General features: G+C 61.7%; 14 protein-coding genes. 4 read left to right on the top strand and 10 right to left on the bottom strand.

All coding sequences use genetic code 11. The annotated features are described in order from the left end of the window. Positions 1–99: 99 nt before the first annotated feature. Positions 100–765, bottom strand: a complete 666-nt coding sequence (locus AB7933_RS31180; protein WP_024077842.1) for a polysaccharide lyase family 7 protein — start codon at positions 763–765, stop codon at positions 100–102. 313 nt (positions 766–1,078) lie between these two features. Between AB7933_RS31180 and AB7933_RS31175 the strand changes: the two genes are divergently transcribed. Genes AB7933_RS31175 through AB7933_RS31165 form a run of 3 tightly spaced genes read left to right on the top strand, consistent with a single transcriptional unit; the run spans position 1,079 to position 4,045 of the window. Continuing rightward, positions 1,079–3,184 carry a putative bifunctional diguanylate cyclase/phosphodiesterase gene (locus AB7933_RS31175; RefSeq protein WP_024077841.1) on the top strand — a complete coding sequence of 702 codons (2,106 nt, stop codon included), beginning with the start codon at positions 1,079–1,081 and terminating at the stop codon, positions 3,182–3,184. Between the two features lie 44 nt (positions 3,185–3,228). Continuing rightward, the gene (locus tag AB7933_RS31170) at positions 3,229–3,729 is read left to right on the top strand and encodes a M48 family metallopeptidase (RefSeq protein WP_024077840.1); all 501 of its coding nucleotides are present in this window, start codon (positions 3,229–3,231) and stop codon (positions 3,727–3,729) included. A gap of 19 nt (positions 3,730–3,748) precedes the next feature. Beyond that, complete coding sequence (locus AB7933_RS31165) at positions 3,749–4,045, top strand: winged helix-turn-helix domain-containing protein (RefSeq protein ID WP_024077839.1); 297 nt, start codon at positions 3,749–3,751, stop codon at positions 4,043–4,045. A 121-nt stretch (positions 4,046–4,166) separates the two neighbouring features. Here AB7933_RS31165 and AB7933_RS31160 read toward each other — a convergent pair whose 3' ends face one another. Next, positions 4,167–4,619 carry a GNAT family N-acetyltransferase gene (locus AB7933_RS31160; protein ID WP_024077838.1) on the bottom strand — a complete coding sequence of 151 codons (453 nt, stop codon included), beginning with the start codon at positions 4,617–4,619 and terminating at the stop codon, positions 4,167–4,169. A 201-nt stretch (positions 4,620–4,820) separates the two neighbouring features. Here AB7933_RS31160 and AB7933_RS31155 point away from each other — a divergent pair, with 201 nt between their 5' ends. Beyond that, positions 4,821–5,558: a substrate-binding periplasmic protein gene (locus AB7933_RS31155; protein WP_024077837.1), complete on the top strand. Its 738-nt coding sequence runs from the start codon at positions 4,821–4,823 to the stop codon at positions 5,556–5,558. A gap of 42 nt (positions 5,559–5,600) precedes the next feature. Here AB7933_RS31155 and yccS read toward each other — a convergent pair whose 3' ends face one another. The 8 genes from yccS to betA form a co-directional block, all read right to left on the bottom strand. Next, a complete protein-coding gene (yccS, locus tag AB7933_RS31150; RefSeq protein WP_024077836.1) occupies positions 5,601–7,784 on the bottom strand; it encodes a YccS family putative transporter in 2,184 nt (727 codons plus the stop codon). Positions 7,785–7,917: 133 nt separating this feature from the next. Continuing rightward, entirely contained in the window at positions 7,918–9,096 is a 1,179-nt protein-coding gene (locus AB7933_RS31145; protein ID WP_024077835.1) for an NAD(P)/FAD-dependent oxidoreductase, read from the bottom strand. Between the two features lie 150 nt (positions 9,097–9,246). After that, entirely contained in the window at positions 9,247–10,584 is a 1,338-nt protein-coding gene (gene dbpA, locus AB7933_RS31140) for an ATP-dependent RNA helicase DbpA (RefSeq protein ID WP_236646017.1), read from the bottom strand. A gap of 130 nt (positions 10,585–10,714) precedes the next feature. Then, positions 10,715–12,142 (bottom strand): multidrug transporter subunit MdtD, encoded by a 1,428-nt coding sequence (gene mdtD / locus AB7933_RS31135; RefSeq protein ID WP_024077833.1) that lies wholly within the window; start codon positions 12,140–12,142, stop codon positions 10,715–10,717. Between the two features lie 36 nt (positions 12,143–12,178). Next, a complete protein-coding gene (locus AB7933_RS31130) occupies positions 12,179–13,069 on the bottom strand; it encodes an alpha/beta fold hydrolase (RefSeq protein ID WP_024077832.1) in 891 nt (296 codons plus the stop codon). Positions 13,070–13,352: 283 nt separating this feature from the next. Then, a complete protein-coding gene (locus tag AB7933_RS31125) occupies positions 13,353–14,669 on the bottom strand; it encodes a TldD/PmbA family protein (RefSeq protein WP_024077831.1) in 1,317 nt (438 codons plus the stop codon). Next, positions 14,669–16,111, bottom strand: a complete 1,443-nt coding sequence (locus tag AB7933_RS31120) for a TldD/PmbA family protein (protein ID WP_024077830.1) — start codon at positions 16,109–16,111, stop codon at positions 14,669–14,671. Before AB7933_RS31120 ends, AB7933_RS31125 begins: the two co-directional genes overlap by 1 nt. 203 nt (positions 16,112–16,314) lie before the next feature. Continuing rightward, positions 16,315–18,018 carry a choline dehydrogenase gene (gene betA, locus AB7933_RS31115; RefSeq protein WP_024077829.1) on the bottom strand — a complete coding sequence of 568 codons (1,704 nt, stop codon included), beginning with the start codon at positions 18,016–18,018 and terminating at the stop codon, positions 16,315–16,317. Positions 18,019–18,067 lie beyond the last annotated feature (49 nt).

Here is an 18,067-nt window from a genome sequence, read left to right as displayed (position 1 = left end):
CAGATCGCGCTCGGCGAAGTCCGCCAGGCCGAGGCGCTCAAGGGGGGGCGTCAAGGCGTTCGCGCAGGCAGGCAACGCCCACGCGAAATGAGGCGCCGCTCACTCGTGGTCGATATCCAGCTTGGCAAACGTCACCCGTGCGCCTTCCTTGCTATCCCCGCTGTTGTCCTGAACATACGCGCCAGCCTTGAAGTACAGGGGTTTGCTGCCCCACGCCGCACCGATGCGTTCGTTCCACTCACTGTCGGCGGCGTACACACTGAGCAGCCCGGCCTTGTTGAGGTTGATCACGTAGGTGAAGCTTTTTTCCAGCGGCACATTGGAAGCCACGATGATTACGCGGCTTTCATCCTCATCCGGACGCATGCGGACCTTGGCGACGATGTTGCCGGTCTGGGTTTTGTCCTTGAATTGATACTCCAGCTTGATCAGCGGCTTCTGGCTGTCATAGGCGTGAATCTGGCCGATCACCACCTTGCCGGTGGACGGTACCTGGTTGACGGTCAGCGTGGCGCGCAGGAAGTTGTCGGCGTCAGGGTAGGTCCAGTTACGCAGGCGGCCGTCGGCGTAGGTTTCACGCAGTTCGCTGCGGGGGTAGACGGCGTTTTCGGTACGGGTGCCGGTGACGGGTGTCCAGAATTGCACATTGCTCCCTTCTGCCTGGAAATATTGGTCATTGAAGCCGCTCATCAGCTTCGGGGTGTCGATGGTCGCGGGGGGCGAGCCGACCGGAATACTCAGGTTCCAGGTGGAAAGATCAATCATGGGCGTAGGCCTTTTTACAGAGGGGTGTAGGCTATGGCCCTTGGGCCAGACAGGTTCTTTATAGGCGGTCGTCACGCGCTTGTTAATTATTGCTCGGCAATTTATTGGCGCCAAAGGAATGCCAAAAAGCCATGTTGCCCATGAACCGTGGGCTGCAGGCACTGACCGTTAGTCGGCTTCCCAGGCTTTGGCGCAATGATGGCATCGCGGTGACTTCTGATTTTTGGGAACCGAGGCTAGAGTGATGCCTCAGAGTTTGTCCGGGTTTTCTGTCAGAAGTGACTGGGACAGCTCCTTTAGGAAGAGACGTAGCATGGAATGCGCACCACTCCCCGGCGATGGCAGTTCGGTTCTTCTGGTGGTCGATGACTACCCGGAAAACCTGATCAGCATGCGCGCACTTTTGCAGCGTGATGATTGGCATGTGGTGACCGCTGCTTCAGGTCTTGAAGCCCTGGAATTGCTGCTGCAGCTCGAAGTTGATCTGGTATTGCTGGATGTGATGATGCCCGGCATGGACGGCTTTGAAGTCGCCCGCCTGATGCGCGGCAACCAGCGCACCCGGATGACGCCAATCATCTTCCTCAGTGCCAATGCCCAATCGCCCGCCGCCGTGCTCGAGGGCTATGCCAGCGGCGCGATCGACTACCTGTTCAAACCGTTCGACCCGCATATCCTCAAGCCCAAGGTCCAGGCGTTGCTGGAGCACCAGCGTAATCGCCGGGCGCTGCAGCGCCTGAGTCATGACCTGGAATCGGCGCGTGCCTTTAATGCCTCGGTGTTGGACAACGCCGCCGAAGGCATCCTGGTGGTGGGGGAGGGGGGAGTGATCGAGTACGCCAACCCGGCGATTTCGCGCCTGCTCAATGCCACGATCCAGGAACTGCAAGGCCAGGAGTTCCTCGGCTTCCTGCAAAAACCCCATGTACCTGCCTGGCTGGATTCGCAGATGTATGCCGGTTACCGCCAGGGCGAAACCTGGCGCTTGCATGATGCGATCCTGCGCACAGGCCGCGGCCAACAGGTGCCGGTGGCGTTGTCGTGCGCGCCGTTGCCCTCTGAGCAGAAGGCCATGGTGGTGACGGTGCTGGATATGTCCGAAATACGTCACCTGCACCAGCAACTGGAGTTTCAGGCCGTCACAGACCCGCTGACCGGTTTGCTGAATCGGCGCGGCTTCTATCAGGCGGTAGAGAGTGCGTTGTTGCGCGGCGAACGCGTCGAGCGGTCGCTGGTGTTGCTGTACCTGGACCTGGATGGGTTCAAACGGGTCAACGATTCACTGGGGCATGACGCTGGCGATCGGGTGCTGCGCTGGGTGTCGGAACAATTGCAGGGCAGCGTGCGCGCCAGCGACATTCTCGGACGCATGGGCGGCGACGAATTCACGGCATTGCTGGAGCTGGAGTTCCCGGAACAGGCCGCGAAAATTTCGGAAAAACTGATTGAGCGTGTGTCTGTTTGCCAGCAGGTCGACGGGTTGGATGTGATGCTCGGGGTCAGCATCGGCATTGCCACTTTCCCGGATTGCGGCTCTGACTTGAACGGTCTGCTGCGTGCGGCAGACATCGCCATGTACGAAGCCAAGCGTGCGGGGCGTCAGCAGTACCGCTATTACGATCAGGAAATGAACGGGCGTGCTCGTTCGCGGCTGATGCTTGAAGACAGCGTGCGCACGGCGATTCAGAACAAGGACTTCACCTTGGTGTACCAACCCCAGGTGTCCCTGGAGGACGGTCGCTTGCGCGGCGTCGAGGCGCTATTGCGCTGGCAGCACCCCAGCGTCGGTGATGTGCCGCCGGGGCTGTTTTTACCGCTGCTGGAGGAGGCCCGGCTGATCAGCCAGTTGAGTGCCTGGATTTACCTGCAGGTCGCTGCGCAGCGCCAGATGTGGCAGGTGGCTTTGGATGACGAACTGGTGCTGAGCGTGAGCCTGAGCAGCAGCCAGTTCAATATGCCGCAGCTGTCCAGCCAACTGCAGCAGGTGCTGGAGCGGCATGGGTTGCAGGGGCGGCAGTTGGAGGTGGAAATCAGCGAAGACAGCCTGATGAGCAATCTTGAAGAGTCTGCCAAGCAGCTCAAGTTGTTGCGTCAGGTCGGGGTGCGTATCGCCCTGGATGACTTTGGCTGCGGCCACTGTTCCCTGGCTCACCTGCGCGACCTGGAGTTCGACACCCTCAAGCTTGATCCGCAACTGGTCGCGCGCCTGCCGGGTTCGGCGCGGGATGCCGCACTGGCCCGCAGCATTATCCAATTGTGCGAGCACTTCGAGGTGCTGGTGATCGCCGAGGGCGTAGAGACGCAGGAGCAATCCGAGTGGCTCAAGGCCAATGGTTGCCGATTTATCCAGGGGCCATGGGCGGCGCAGCCGTTGATGGCCGAGGAAGTGCTCGTCTGGGCGCGCGCTCGCGTGCGTTGAATTCGCTACACTGGCGCCCATCCGAACCCTGTTGCAGACCCCCAATGACCGCCCTGAAATACCTCCAGGCCTACCCCGCAGCCCTCCAGGAGCAAGTGCGCCAACTGATCGCCAAGGACCAGTTGGGTGCCTACCTGGAGCAGCGTTACCCCGAGCGCCACGCCGTGCAGAGTGACAAGGCGTTGTATGTCTACGCGCTGGCCCTGAAGCAGGAGCACCTGCGCAACGCGCCGGCCATCGACAAAGTGCTGTTCGACAACCGCCTGGACCTGACCCATCGCGCCCTCGGCTTGCACACCACGATTTCCCGGGTGCAGGGCGGCAACCTGAAGTCCAAGAAAGAGATCCGCATCGCCGCGCTGTTCAAGGAGGCCGCGCCGCAGTTCCTGCGCATGATCGTGGTGCACGAGCTGGCGCACTTCAAGGAGTCGGACCACAACAAGGCGTTCTATAAACTCTGTGAGTACATGATGCCGGGCTACCATCAGGTGGAATTCGACCTGCGGGTGTACCTCACCTATCGCGACTTGCAGGGCAAGCCCTAACCGTACAAGGCGACCGACCATGGATGTGAGCAAGACCAAGAGCAGCTTTTACCGCCGGCTCTATGTGGCCTACCTGATCGACAGCGGGCAAGCCAGCAGCGTACCGGCGCTGACCGAGTTGACGGGCATGCCCCGGCGCACGGCGCAGGACACGATTGCGGCGCTGGCCGACCTGGATATCGTGTGTGAGTTCGAACAACAAGATGGCGGCCGCAACCATGCCGGGCATTATCGGATTCGGGATTGGGGCGCGATTGATCGGCGGTGGATCGAGGTGAATCTCGGGTCCATCAAACAGGTATTGGGTTATCCCTGAGGTTCTGCGGGGATTTGGCTGACGCCATCGGGGGCAAGTCGAATCGTCGCACCGCCCCTCCCACAGTTTGAACTGTGACTACATTCAAATGTGGGAGGGGGGCTTGCCCCCGATGGCGGCCTCAAACGCGCCGCATACCAATATGTGGAATATCGTCTTCCAGGTATTCCTCGCCCGCCACCAGAAAACCATACCGACCGTAATACCCTTGCAAATGGGCCTGGGCTGACAGGAATATCGGCGTTTCTGGCCAGATATCGTCAATCTGCCTGAGGGTTTCCTGCAGCATCAGGTGCCCCAGCCCGGTGCCGCGCGCCATGGGGGCCACGATTACCCGCCCGATCACCACGTCGCCGCCCTGGGACTCCGGGTCCAACAGGCGCAGGTAAGCCACCAACTGGTCGTCCTGCCAGGCCATCAGGTGGTGGGTATCGCCTTCCAGGTCCTGCCCGTCGATGTCCTGGTAGATGCACTTCTGCTCGACGACAAAGACTTCGCTGCGCAGGCGCAGGATGGCGTAGAGCTGCTCCTTGCCCAGGTCATTGTGATGTTTGCAGACCCATTCGACTGTCATGGTGCGTTCTCTTTATCAATGTCTGTTCTGGATAGTAAGCGCGCCACGCCTTTGTGTCGAAATCAGCTATTTTTGTGAGTGACGTCAATTCGCCATCATTGTGTGCATCTGCCGTCGGCTTCTTGTGTAATCTGAACTACTGTTAGAGCCTCAGGCCTCGCCTGAGTAAGGGCTACCGCCTGCCTGCCAAGGACTTTAAGCATGCCGCGATTCTCTCGTGCCGTTGCTTTGATTGGAGTTTTATTGCTGGCCCAGCCAGTGTTCGCAGAGCGTCTGCGCCTGGTAGCGGATGCCTGGCCACCCTTTACCGATGCCACCTTGATCAATGGCGGGCTGGCCACCGACATTGTCACCACGGCCTTGGCCCGCGCCGGGTACGCCAGTGATTTCGAACAGGTGCCCTGGGCTCGCGCACTGATGGGGGTGGGCGATGGGCGCTATGACGTACTGATCAACGCCTGGTACGACGATGCTCGCACGCAGTTGGGGCAGTTTTCCGCGGAATACCTGGTGAACCGTGTGCGTTTTATCAAGCGCCGTGATGACCCGATCGAGTTCCAGAACCTTGAGCAATTGCACGATGAGCCTATCGCCGTGGTGCGCGGGTACGTGTATTCGCCGGCGTTCGACCAGGATGCGCAATTGCAGAAAGTCCCTGTGCATAACTTTGCCATGGCCGTGCGCATGCTTGCGGCGCAGCGCGTGCGGTTGACGGTGGAGGATGAATATGTGGCGCGCTATTACCTGTCACGCGAATCGGCGCGGGTGCGCAATGCGGTGGAGTTTTTGCCCAAGCCCTTGAGCGAAAATAGCCTGCATATCCTGGTCAGCCTGAAGAACCCTGAGCATGCGCAGATCGTCGCCAGCTTTGACCGCGAGATTGCCAGGATGAAGGCTGATGGCAGTTATGCGCGGTTGATGAAGGCCCATGGCATGTAGTGCCTGTGCGGGCCTCATCGGGACCAAGCCCCCGATAGCGACCTAAGCCGCGCTGGTGTCCTTGATCAAATGCGCCGCCAAGGTGCGCAACGGCCCCAACTGCCGGCAAATCAACGCCAACTGCGTTTGCACCAACCGTTGCCCTTCATCGATCTCGTCCGGCATCTGCTCCAGGTCGGTTGCCAGCGCTTCCTCGGCATCACTCTGAATCGCAATCGGCTGTTTGTTGGCCAAGCCCTCGGCGATCTCATCGATGCTTGCCGCCAGTGTCTTGCCGGCGCCGTCGATCAAATGCTCACGCACCTCGGCCGGCAGTTGGGTTTCCCGATGCGCGCCGAGCCCTGACAAGTAGCTGAGCAGGGTGTGGGACAGCACCAGGAAGCGGAAGCCCACATCGGCTTCCTTACGGAAGTGCCCCGGTTCCATCAGCATATTGGCCAAGGTGGTGGACAGGGCCGCGTCGGCGTTATGCGCATTGCGTCGAGCCAGGCGGTAGGCCAGGTCATCGCGCTTGCCGGCAGCATACTGCTGCATGATTTGGCGCAGGTAGATGCTGTTGCAGGTCAGGGTGTTGGCCAGCACTTTGTTCAGGCGGCGGCCTTGCCAGTCCGGCAGGAACAGGAACACCGCCAGGCCGGCAATCACGCTGCCCAGCAACGTATCGAACAGGCGTGGCAGGAACAACCCGTAGCCATCGCCCACTTGGTTAAAGCAGAACAGCACCATCAAGGTGATCGCCGCCGTGGCCAGGGTGTAGCGGGTGGTGCGGTTGATAAAGAACACCAGGCCTGCGGCGATGGCGAACATCGATTGCACCAGCGGGCTGGGGAACAGGTCGAACAGTGCCCAGGCCACGGTGAGGCCGATGGCCGTGCCGATGATCCGCTGACCGAGCTTGCGCCGCGTGGCGCCATAGTTGGGCTGGCAGACGAACAGGGTGGTGAGGATGATCCAGTAGCCTTGGGACGCGTGGATCGCGTGCAGGACGCCATAGCCGACGGTCAGCGCCAGGGCCAGGCGCAAGGCGTGACGGAACAGCAGCGACGTCGGTGTGAGCTGGGTGCGCAGGCGCGTCCACATCTCCTTGAGGTTGCGCGGGGCGCGGTCCAGCAGGTTGCTGTCGGTAGCGTCGGCCAGGGCGTCGGGATTGCTGGCGTCGCCCAGCAGGCGATCCAGGGTCGAGAGGTTGGCCGCCAGGGCACGCAACGAGCGTAGCAGGCCGCGCCAGGCCGGGTTGCTCTGGATGCGCAGGTGTTCCAGGGAGGCATTCAGGTCGCCCAGGGCTTCGGCGAAGTGGGCGTCATAAATGAACGGCTGGCGCAGTTGGATCGACTCGGCCAGGGCCTGGCAGGCTTTGCCTTGCTGGCGCAGCAGGCGCTGGCAGCGGAACAGCACATCGCTGTGGAAGAACGCCTCGGCCAGGGCGTTGTAGGGGTAGTGGGACGAACTGGCGCGTTCATGGATGTCCTGGGCCAGGAAGTACAGCTTGAGGTAGCGGCTGACCTTCGAACCCGGTCGGCCATTGCCGACGCGGTGCAGGATGATTTCCTTGGCCGCATTGAGCGCCGCCACCACCCGGCCATTTTGCTGGGCCAGTTCCAGGCGCCGCGCCTCCACATCCAGTTGGCGGATCGGCTCGAACAGCGACGATTTAAGCTTGAGATAATGCCCCAACTCTCGAAACAGGCGCGCCAGGCTCTGCTGTACCGGCTGGTTGGAAAACAGCACCTGCCACAGCACCGACAACACGCCGTACCAGGCGGCACCGGCCACCAGCAGCAAGGGTTCATGCCAGAAATCGCTGACGGCGCCGCCGCGCTGGTCCACGCCGATCATGGTGTAGACCGATAGGATCAAGGTGGCCGAGGCAATCGCGCCATAGCGTTCGCCCAGGGCCCCGAGCATGGTCAGGCCGAAACTGGCCAGGGCCAGGGCGACTGCGAAAATCCAGGGGTAGGGGAACAGCAACTCCACGGACAGCGCGGCGATGCTGAAACACACCAGCGTCACCGCCAGGGCATTGAGGCGGCCCTGCCAACTGTCGTCGGTCTCGGCCAGGGCACTGGCGATGATCCCCAGGAACAGTGGGATCAGCAGTGTCATTTCATCCTGGTACCAGCACAGCGCCATGCTGCCGGTAAGGGCGATGAAGACCCGCACGCTATAACTGAATTTATCCAGCGCCCACAGGCGCCGCATGGACTGCTTGAACGAGGTCGATGACATGAAGTCTGGAGTCTTCCGGGACGTTGCCGCTAAATTGAGCTATCAAGGACGCCACGGCAAGCGTGGCGATCACATCTGACAGCAAATTATTCCCAGGCACACCACAAATCAAAATGTGGGAGGGGTACATCCTTCAGACGTACTGCGCTGCGGCGTAACCCGACGCCCACGCCCACTGAAAGTTAAACCCGCCCAGGTGCCCGGTCACATCCAGCACTTCCCCAATAAAGTACAAGCCCGGGCTTTTCAGTGATTCCATGGTCTTGGACGACACTTCCCGCGTATCCACGCCGCCCAGCGTCACTTCGGCGGTGCGATAACCTTCGGTGCCTGCCGGCACCAATTGCCAGTTCCCCAGCTTGCTGGCGATATCCGCCACTTCGGCGTGGGTGTACTGCTTCATCGGCTTGGACACGAACCAGGTTTCCGACAGCAAGTTGGCCATTTTCTTGGTGAAGATTTCACCCAGCAAGGTTTTCAGCTCGCTGTTGGGCCGCTCGACCTGTTGCTGTTGCAGCCAGGTGTGGGCGTCGTGGTCGGGTAGCAGGTTGATCTCGACTGTGTCGCCGGGCTCCCAGTACGAAGAAATCTGCAAGATCGCCGGGCCGCTCAGGCCGCGGTGGGTAAACAGAATGTTCTCGCGAAAGCTCTGGCCGTTGCAGCTGACCAGGCAATCCACCGAGGTGCCGGACAGCTCGCCGCACAAGTCCTTGAGCTGGTCGGTGATGGTGAACGGCACCAGCCCGGCGCGGGTCGGCAGCAGTTCGTGGCCGAACTGCCTGGCCACTTGATAGCCAAATCCGGTAGCGCCCAGGGTTGGAATCGACAGGCCGCCGGTGGCGATCACCAGGGATTCGCAGCGCAGTTCACCCAAGGTGGTCTGCAACTGGTAGCCGTTGTCGAGCTTGGCGATTTCCTGGATAGACGTATCCAGGTGCAGGCTCACGCCGGTCTGGATGCATTCGTCGAGCAACATGCCGAGGATGTCGCTGGACTTGTTATCGCAAAACAGTTGGCCGAGTTTCTTCTCGTGGTACGGCACGCCGTGCTTGGCCACCAGGCCGATGAAATCCCACTGGGTATAACGGGCCAGGGCGGACTTGCAGAAGTGCGCGTTGTGCGAAAGGAAGTTGGCCGGCTCGGTGTACAGGTTAGTGAAATTGCAGCGGCCACCGCCGGACATCAGGATCTTCTTGCCGGCCTTGTTGGCATGGTCGATCAACATCACCTTGCGCCCACGCCCCGCAGCGGTCAGGGCGCACATCAAGCCTGCGGCGCCGGCGCCAATGATCACAACTTCGGTAGAGCGCACAGCAATGTCCTCATCTATGAATCAGTACGATCCCTGTAGGAGCGAGCTTGCTCGCGAAAACCCCATAGACGACACGGGCTACCTGATAGCGCTGCGTGATCGTTGACGTTTTTCGCGAGCAAGCTCGCTCCTACAAGGGGGGTGGGTTTTTTACAGGATGCGAACGCGCAACGAACGGCCCTTGATCTTGCCGTCATTCAAACGCTGCAACGCCTGCTTGGCGACGCCACGCTCCACGGCCACGAAGGCCTGGAAGTCAAAGATCGCGATCTTGCCCACCTGGGCGCCTGGGATGCCGGCTTCCCCGGTCAATGCGCCAAGGATATCGCCCGGGCGCACTTTGTCTTTACGGCCGGCGGCGATGCACAGGGTGCTCATCTGCGGCAGCAGCGGGCCACCGCTTTGCGGCTTGAGGTTGTCCAGTTGGTCCCAGTTCAACGGCGACTTTTGCAGTTGCTCGATGGCCTGGGCGCGGTGCGCTTCGGAAGGCGCCACCAGGCTGATGGCGATGCCGGTCTCACCGGCACGACCGGTACGGCCGACGCGGTGGATGTGGATTTCCGAGTCGCGGGCCAGTTCGACGTTGATCACCATGTCCAGCGAGTCGATGTCCAGGCCACGGGCGGCGACGTCGGTCGCCACCAGCACCGAGGTGCTGCGGTTGGCGAACATCGCCAGTACCTGGTCGCGGTCGCGCTGTTCCAGGTCGCCATGCAGGCCGACGGCGGAAATACCCTTGGACGTCAGGTGGTCGACGGTTTCCTGCACTTGCTGCTTGGTGAAGCAGAACGCCACGCACGATGCCGGGCGGAAGTGCGCGAGGACTTTCGTCACCGCGTCCATGCGCTCTTCCGGCGAGATTTCGAAGAAACGCTGCTCGATCTGGTCGTCGGAGTGGAAGGCTTCGGCTTTGACTTGCTGCGGCGCGCGCATGAACTTGGAGGCCAACTGCTTGATGCTCACCGGGTAGGTGGCCGAGAACAGCAGGGTCTGGCGGCGTGCCGGGGTCTTGCTGATGATGTCTTCGATGGCGTCGTAGAAGCCCATGTCGAGCATGCGGTCGGCTTCGTCGAGGATCAGCGTGTTCAAGCCATCGAGCACCAGCGAACCCTTGCGCAGGTGCTGCTGGATACGGCCCGGGGTGCCGACGATCACGTGGGCGCCATGTTCCAGGGAGGCGATCTGCGGGCCGAGGGACACGCCACCGCACAGGGTCAGCACCTTGATGTTGTCTTCGGCACGGGCCAGGCGACGGATTTCCTTGGCGACCTGGTCGGCCAGCTCACGGGTCGGGCACATCACCAGGGCCTGGCAGCCGAAGTAGCGCGGGTTGATCGGGTTCAGCAGGCCGATGCCGAAGGCGGCGGTCTTGCCACTGCCGGTCTTGGCCTGCGCGATCAGGTCCAGCCCCTTGAGGATCACCGGCAAGCTTTGCGCCTGGATCTGCGTCATCTCGGCATAACCCAGCGAGTCGAGGTTAGCCAGCATGGCGGCGGAGAGCGGCAAAGTATTAAAAGCGGTGGCGATGGTGGTCACGGGACTGGCTCTGCAAAACAAAATGTCGCGCAGTGTACCAGCCCTATGGGATTTTCCCTGCAAGTTCTCGACGAGACGCCTGCTAGTGCTCGATGTGGTGTTCGCGGCTGACCACACGTTTGCCGTCTTTTGGCGACAATTGCAGGAAGATCGCCGCCGCCAGCATCGCCATGATGCCCACCGTGAGGAAGGTCAGTTGGAACGCGCCGAGTACCGTGCTGACGCCGTCGTTGCCCGATTCGGCGGTGAAGCCCCCGAGCAACGCACCGGCGCAGGCCACCCCCAGGCTCAGGGACAATTGCGCCACCACCGACAGCAAACTGTTGCCGCTGCTGGCCTGGGCGTCGTCGAGGTCGATCAGGGTCACGGTGTTCATGGCGGTAAATTGCAGGGAGTTGATCGCCCCCAGCACCGCCAGCATGCCCAGCAACAGCGGGTAGGGTGTTTGCTCGCTGACCAGGCCCATGCTCGCCAGCATGATGCCCAGGGCCAGGGTGTTGCCGGTCAACACCACGCGATAACCCAGGCGCTCGATCAGCGGGCGCGCCACCGACTTGGCGAACATCGCCGCGGCCGCCAGGGGCAGCATGCTCATCCCGGCCTGGGACGGCGAATACCCCAGGGCCACTTGCAGCAGCAACGGCACCAGGAACGGCAAGGCACCGCTGCCCAGGCGCGCGAACAGGTTACCGAGGATGCCCACCGCAAAGGTGCGGGTCTTGAACAGCGCCGGCGAGAACAGCGGGTTATCGATATGCCCGGCGCGCAGCCAATACGCCGCCAGGCACGCCAACCCGCCGAACAGCAGCAACATCACCCGCAGGTGCGGCAGGTGCAGTTCGCCCAAGCCTTCCATGGCAATGGTGATCAGCACCATCGCTGCGCCGAACAGCAGGAAGCCGATGCCATCGAAGCGCGTACGTTCGCTGCCGCGCAGGTCGGGGATGAGTTTCCACACGGCATAGCAACCGATCATGCCCACCGGCAGGTTGATCAGGAAGATCCAGTGCCACGTCAGGTATTGCACCATCCAACCGCCCATGGTCGGGCCGAGCAAGGGCCCGAGCAGGCCGGGGATGGTAATGAAACCCATGATCCGCACCAATTCGGAGCGGGGGTAAGCACGTAGAACCACGAGCCGGCCAACCGGCAGCATCAACGCACCGCCGAGGCCCTGGATGACCCGTGCGCCCACCAGCATGGTCAGGCTGCTGGACAGGGCACACAGCAAGGAGCCGATGCTGAACAGCATGATCGCGCCGAAGAAGATTTTCTTGGTGCCGAAGCGGTCGGCGATCCAGCCCGAGGCCGGGATCAGCAAGGCGACGGTGAGCATGTAGGCGATCACCACCCCTTGCATGCGCAGCGGGTTTTCCGCCAGGTCCCGGGCCATGGCCGGCAGTGCCGTGTTGAGAATCGTCCCATCCAGCGATTGCATGAAGAAGGCAATCGCTACTACCCAGGGGAGCCAGCGGGCAGTCTTGGCATCGAGAGGGGCACGATCTGGCATGGGGTACCTTTTTGTTAGCCGGCTATGTGTCGGCGATTATGCGCCATTCGTCGCTCCTTTTCCCACTGGCGGTTCGTCTAAATCCGACAGCTTTGCGTGCTCTCCCACCAAGAAATCCAACAGCGCGCGGTGCACCGCCAGGGCTGATTCACGGGACTCCAGGTCGAGTAAATGCCCGGTATGTTCCGCCACGGCAAAGCTGCTGTGGCCGACGTAGTGCTTGAACAACTGGGCATCGGCGGCCGGGGTGTATTCGTCCAGCGTGCCGTTGAGAAAGTGCACCGGGGTTTCGATCTGTTTGAGCTGGGGCAGGTAGTTGCCATCGCCCAGCGCCAACACCTGGTGGATATGGAAACGCGCCTGGCGGTACTCGGTGGTGGCCATGTTCGACAGGTGCCGATGGTTGTTGCGCTTGAGCCGGGGCGACAGGTATTTGCCGACGGTCTCGTTGAGCAAGTGGCCGACGGCGGATTTGTCATCGGCCTCGATCAGCACGCGTACCCGCTCCACATAGTCGAGCATGGCCTGGTTCAGGTTGGGCGCCAGGGCCATGACTACCGAACTTTCGATCGACGGCGGGTTATGCGCCAGGGTCAGCAGCGTGGAGATACCGCCCCACGAGGCCGACACCAGATGGTTGACCTGGAAGCGCTCGACCAGCGCGCGCAGGATTTGGACTTCGTCGTCCTTGGTCACCAGGTCCAGGTCGGTGTTGTACTCGCGCGAATAGCCGGAGAACGGCAGGTCGAACAACAGCACATTGAAATGCTCGGCCAGGCATTTGCTGGTGCGGGCGAATGAGCGTGTGGTGGACAGTGCGCCATTGACCATCAAGATGGTCTTCTTTTCCGAATCGTTTCCTAGCTGCTCAACATGAACGTTGTAGTGCTTGAACAGCTTTTCAATGACAAAACTTCCATGGTTCATGTCAACGCTCCAGCTTGCCCTTCCCGGGCAAGGTCATGCTCTCGTGGATGAGGTGGCGGGGGGCCACTAACTCTTATAACGAGGTTTTTCGCAGGCGACAACAGGCTGCCCGTGCAGACTGGGAGGAAGAGAATTTACGGTAGGAAGGGCTGAAACCGGGATGTCTGAAATCAGCACAGGACAAGGTGGGAGGGAGCTTGCTCCCGATGGCGGTGTATCAGCAAAGTACTCATTGACTGACACACCGCCATCGGGGCAAGCCCCCTCCCACAGGGGGTTGTATTTACAGGGTCAGGGTCAGGCGTTTAACCAGGGCGCCCGGCAACAGGTTGGACGCGGTATTGCGTTGGCTGTAGGTACTGGCCGACAGCAGCAGTTCGCGCTCGGCGGTCAGGGCCTCCAACTGCGACCCGAGCAAGCTGTAGACGCTGTCATCAAAGCGCATGGTGCTGACCGGCGCCTTGATCTCACCGTCTTCCACCCAGAACGTGGCGAAGCGCGTCATGCCGGTCAGGCGGGCGGCCGGCAGGTCGGAGTAGTTCAGGTACCACAGGTTGCTGATATACAGCCCGGTGCCCAGTTGCTTGAGGATATCGGCCTGGGCCAAGGTGCCCGCCGCCATCTGCAAGGCACTGGGGGATTCGTCGCGGCTGGCGCCGTTGGCGCTGAGGCCGTATTCAGCGGCGCTGCGCGAGTTCACCAGTTGGCCATCGGCTTTGCCGGCGTTGATCAGCGTGACATCGCTGCGCGGGTAGCCCTCGGTGGAAAACGCCTGGCTCAGGGAACCGCTGATCTGCTCATCCACCGTCACCAGCGGGCTCAGCGATTGTTCGCCGGCATACAACCGTTGCAACGAGCTGCCTTTGCTGGCGATGGCCTGGGCGGAAAAACCACCCCAGGTGATGATGCTGATGATTTCTTCCAGCGCCGCGGGGGCCAGGTAGGCGCGGTATTGCCCAGGCGCCAGTGTGTGCAGCGGGCGGTCGAGGAACTCCAGCTGTTGGCGGGCCAGTTGGAAGCGCTGGGCGAACTCGTCGCTGTTCCAGGTGTGCCCGGCATAACTGGCTTTCACCGCTTCGCCATTGGCGTGGAACAGGCTGAAATCGAAGTTGAAGCTATTGGCCTGGTGCCAGCCAAATGCGCCGTTGGAACTGGCAAAGCCACGGCTGATCGGGCCTGCGGCATAAAAGCCGACCAGGTCGACGCCGTGCGCCGCCTGGCTGATTTCCTCCAGCACCTGCGCCAGGTCGGGCAGGGGGCGCGCCTGTTCGTTGTGGCTTTGCCAGGCGTTGTGGTTGAGCAGCAAGTACGGGTCGTGCGGCAGCAGTGGCAAGGTTTCACGCAACTGTTGCAGGCCGTCGGCGAGGCGCTGGCGGTCCAGCTCCGGTTCGCCGGCCAGGGTGATGCCCAGGTCGGCATGGCGGCCTTCGTTGATCAGCTTGAGGGTGAGGCTGGCCTGTTGCACTTGCCCGGCCTGACGCACCTTGGCGTGGTTGAAACGCACGAACTCGGACGATTCGGCGGCATAGCCCAGGTGAAATTGTTCCTTGTCGGTGAGGGCCTGCTTGAGCCACTGCACCAATGCCTTGAAGTTGTTCATCAGGCATCTCCCCCGAATACATCAACGTTGCTGAACACACAGGCGGGCGAGGCATGGCCGACGCGGATCACCTGGTTGGGTTCGCCTTTGCCGCAGTTGGGCGTGCCCAGGACCTTGAAGGTGCTGGCGTCGCCCACTGCGCTGAGGTTGCGCCAGAACTGCGCGGAGATAGCCCGGTAGTTGGGGTTTTTTACCACGCCCTTGAGCTCACCGTTTTCAATCAACTGGCCCCACTCGCAGCCGAACTGGAATTTATTGCGCGCATCGTCGATCGACCACGAACGGTTGGTCGACATCAGGATGCCGTGTTCGATGCCGCCAATCAGTTGCGCCAGGCTCTTATCGCCGGCTTCGATATTCAGGTTGGCCATGCGGTCGATCGGCGGGCGGTTCCAACTGCTGGCACGGCTGTTGGCCACACCGTTCATGCCCGAACGGAATTGCGACAGCGCGCCGCCCAACGGCTTGAGCAGCAGCCCTTCGCGGATCAGGAACTGCTTGCTGGCGGCGCTGCCGTCGTCGTCATGGCTATAACTGGCAAGTTGTTCGGGAATGTCCGGGTCGAACGTCACGTTCAACAGCTTGGAGCCGTATTGCAGGTGACCGAAGTCGCTGGCCTTGACGAAGCTGGTGCCGGCGTAATTGCGCTCATCACCCAGGATGCGGTCGAGCTCCAGTGGATGGCCGATGGATTCGTGGATTTGCAGGATCATCTGGTCGGGCATCAGCAGCAGGTCGCGCGGACCTTGGGGCGTATTCGGCGCCAGCAGCAGTTGCAGGGCTTCGTCGGCGATGCGGGGGGCGGCGCCGACCAGGCCAAAACGCTCGATCACGTCAAAGCTGCCTTGCTGGCCGAAGTTGCTGCCGCCGAGGGTACGGGTCTGGCTGTCGTTGCCGTCGTAGGCCGTGACGTTGACGCCGGGGAATACGAACCGTTGGGCCTGGCGCAGTTCGGCCCCGGCATTGTTGAGGTAGATCTGCTCGACGTGGCTCAGGCCGAGGCTGACTTCCCAGTTGACCAGGCGTTCGTCGCGGGGCACGGCGGCGGATTCATCACCCAGCAGTTGGTAGCAGTCGCTCAAGGAAGGGAAGGCTTGCGCAAGGTTCGGTGACAGGTAGTCGGCCACGTCGCTGGAGACCTGTTGATCGCGCAGGTCGAGCAGGGCGTGAGGCTTGATCAGGCGCGCTTGCTGTTCGGCACGTTCAAGGGCCGCTTGCAGGCCGGCCAGGGAAATATCGTGGGTCGCGGCATAGGCTTCGACGCCGTTGACACGCACGGTGAGCATGGCGCCTGCGTCGTGGTTCAGGTGTGGCGGTTCGGCGACGTTCTTGCGCACCGACAGGTAGTGGCCGGACTCACGTACGTAGCGCAGGGAGAAGAAGTCGGCGGTGGTGCGCAGGGCACTGAAATGTTTTTTGAGTGTGGCGTGGTGTTCGAACATGGGGCCTTCCTTGTGGGCGGCTCAGCGCGGGCAGGCAAACAGAGTAGGCCTGGGCTGGGGGCTGATCAAGGAAAGTGTAGAGGCAAGGTTTGCAGTGCCTGATCGGGCCCTATCGGGGGCAAGCCCCCTCCCACACTTGATTTGTGAATACATTCAAATGTGGGAGGGGGCTTGCCCCCGATGCAGGCGCCTCGGTGTATCAGTTACTGCGCAGTCGGCCCCACTTCCCGCAGCGGCTTGCCACGCACCGGCGCGGTGCCTGCCACGTAGTAGTCGGCGGTGCTGCGCGGCAGCGGCTTGCGACCACGGATCTTGTCGGCGATTTTCTCGGCGATCATGATCGTCGGCGCGTTCAGGTTGCCGGTGGTGATGATCGGCATGATCGACGCATCGACCACACGCAGGCCTTGCATGCCATGCACGCGGCCTTCGCCATCGACCACGGCCATCTCATCGGTGCCCATCTTGCACGAGCAGGACGGGTGGAACGCGGTTTCGGCGTGTTCGCGGATGAACTTGTCGAGTTGCTCATCGGTTTGCACCTCGATGCCCGGGCTGATTTCGCGGCCGCGGTACGGGTCCAGCGCCGGCTGTTGCATGATTTCGCGGGTCAGGCGGATGCCGTCGCGAAACTCCTGCCAATCCTGCTCGGTGGCCATGTAGTTGAAGAGGATGCTCGGGTAGTCCCGTGGGTTCTTCGACTTCAGTTGCACGCGGCCACGGCTTGGCGAGCGCATGGACCCCATGTGCGCCTGGAAACCGTGCTCTTTCACGCCGTTGCTGCCGTTGTAGTTAATCGCTACCGGCAGGAAGTGGTACTGGATGTTCGGCCAATCGAATTCTTCACGGGTACGGATAAAACCGCCGGCCTCGAACTGGTTGCTGGCGCCGATGCCGGTGCCGTTGAACAGCCACTCGGCACCGATGGCCGGCTGGTTGTACCAGAGCAGCGATGGGTACAGCGACACCGGTTGGGTGCAGGCGTATTGCAGGTACAGCTCAAGGTGGTCTTGCAGGTTTTCGCCGACACCGGGCAGGTCATGGACCACCGGAATGTCGAGGCTTTCCAGCAGTTTGGCCGGGCCGACACCGGAGCGTTGCAGCAGCTGCGGCGAGGCGATGGCGCCGCTGCACACCAGTACTTCCTTGCGGGCGCGGGCTTCGACGCGCTCTTCGGCGGCACCGATCAGGTAACGCACGCCAACGGCCCGCTTGCCTTCGAACAACACTTTGTCGGTCAGGGCGTGGGTGACGATGGTCAGGGTCGAACGCTTTTTGGCCGTGTCCAGGTAACCGCGCGCGGTGCTGGCGCGTCGGCCGTTTGGCGTGACGGTACGGTCCATCGGGCCGAAGCCTTCCTGCTGGTAGCCGTTCAAGTCTTCGGTACGCGGGTAACCGGCCTGTACGCCGGCTTCGACCATGGCGTGGAACAGCGGGTTGTTGCCGGCTTTGGGCGTCGTCACGCTGACCGGGCCGTCGCCGCCATGGTAGTCGTTGGGGCCGATGTCACGGGTTTCGGCTTTACGGAAATACGGCAGGCAGTCGAGGTAGGTCCAGTCTTCCAGACCGGGCAGTTTCGACCAGTTGTCGTAGTCCAGGGCGTTGCCACGGATGTAGCACATGCCGTTGATCAAGGAAGAGCCACCCAGGCCCTTGCCGCGCCCGCATTCCATACGGCGGCCGTTCATGTGCGGCTCTGGATCGGTTTCGTAGGCCCAGTTGTAGCGGCGGCCTTGCAGCGGGAATGCCAGGGCGGCGGGCATCTGGGTACGGAAGTCGAGACGGTAGTCAGGACCGCCGGCTTCCAGCAGCAGGACGGTGACGCCTTCGTCTTCGGTCAGACGGGTCGCCAGGGTGTTACCGGCGGAGCCGGCACCCACAATGATGTAATCGTATTCTTGGGACATAAATGCACCCTCTTTGATGTGTGGTCAGGTCGGGCCTCATCGGGGGCGA

Source organism: Pseudomonas gorinensis, from assembly GCF_042015035.1.
GTDB lineage: Bacteria > Pseudomonadota > Gammaproteobacteria > Pseudomonadales > Pseudomonadaceae > Aquipseudomonas > Aquipseudomonas gorinensis.
This window is presented reverse-complemented; position numbering and strand designations above follow the sequence as displayed.

Coding starts and splice junctions, on each gene's coding strand:
- AB7933_RS31155 (WP_024077837.1), top strand. CDS start 4,821: ATGCCGCGATTCTCTCGTGCCGTTGCTTTGATTGGAGTTTTATTGCTG.
- AB7933_RS31120 (WP_024077830.1), bottom strand. CDS start 16,111: ATGTTCGAACACCACGCCACACTCAAAAAACATTTCAGTGCCCTGCGC.
- AB7933_RS31130 (WP_024077832.1), bottom strand. CDS start 13,069: ATGAACCATGGAAGTTTTGTCATTGAAAAGCTGTTCAAGCACTACAAC.
- AB7933_RS31160 (WP_024077838.1), bottom strand. CDS start 4,619: ATGACAGTCGAATGGGTCTGCAAACATCACAATGACCTGGGCAAGGAG.
- AB7933_RS31165 (WP_024077839.1), top strand. CDS start 3,749: ATGGATGTGAGCAAGACCAAGAGCAGCTTTTACCGCCGGCTCTATGTG.
- AB7933_RS31175 (WP_024077841.1), top strand. CDS start 1,079: ATGGAATGCGCACCACTCCCCGGCGATGGCAGTTCGGTTCTTCTGGTG.
- mdtD (WP_024077833.1), bottom strand. CDS start 12,142: ATGCCAGATCGTGCCCCTCTCGATGCCAAGACTGCCCGCTGGCTCCCC.
- betA (WP_024077829.1), bottom strand. CDS start 18,018: ATGTCCCAAGAATACGATTACATCATTGTGGGTGCCGGCTCCGCCGGT.
- AB7933_RS31170 (WP_024077840.1), top strand. CDS start 3,229: ATGACCGCCCTGAAATACCTCCAGGCCTACCCCGCAGCCCTCCAGGAG.
- AB7933_RS31180 (WP_024077842.1), bottom strand. CDS start 765: ATGATTGATCTTTCCACCTGGAACCTGAGTATTCCGGTCGGCTCGCCC.
- yccS (WP_024077836.1), bottom strand. CDS start 7,784: ATGTCATCGACCTCGTTCAAGCAGTCCATGCGGCGCCTGTGGGCGCTG.
- dbpA (WP_236646017.1), bottom strand. CDS start 10,584: ATGCTGGCTAACCTCGACTCGCTGGGTTATGCCGAGATGACGCAGATC.
- AB7933_RS31125 (WP_024077831.1), bottom strand. CDS start 14,669: ATGAACAACTTCAAGGCATTGGTGCAGTGGCTCAAGCAGGCCCTCACC.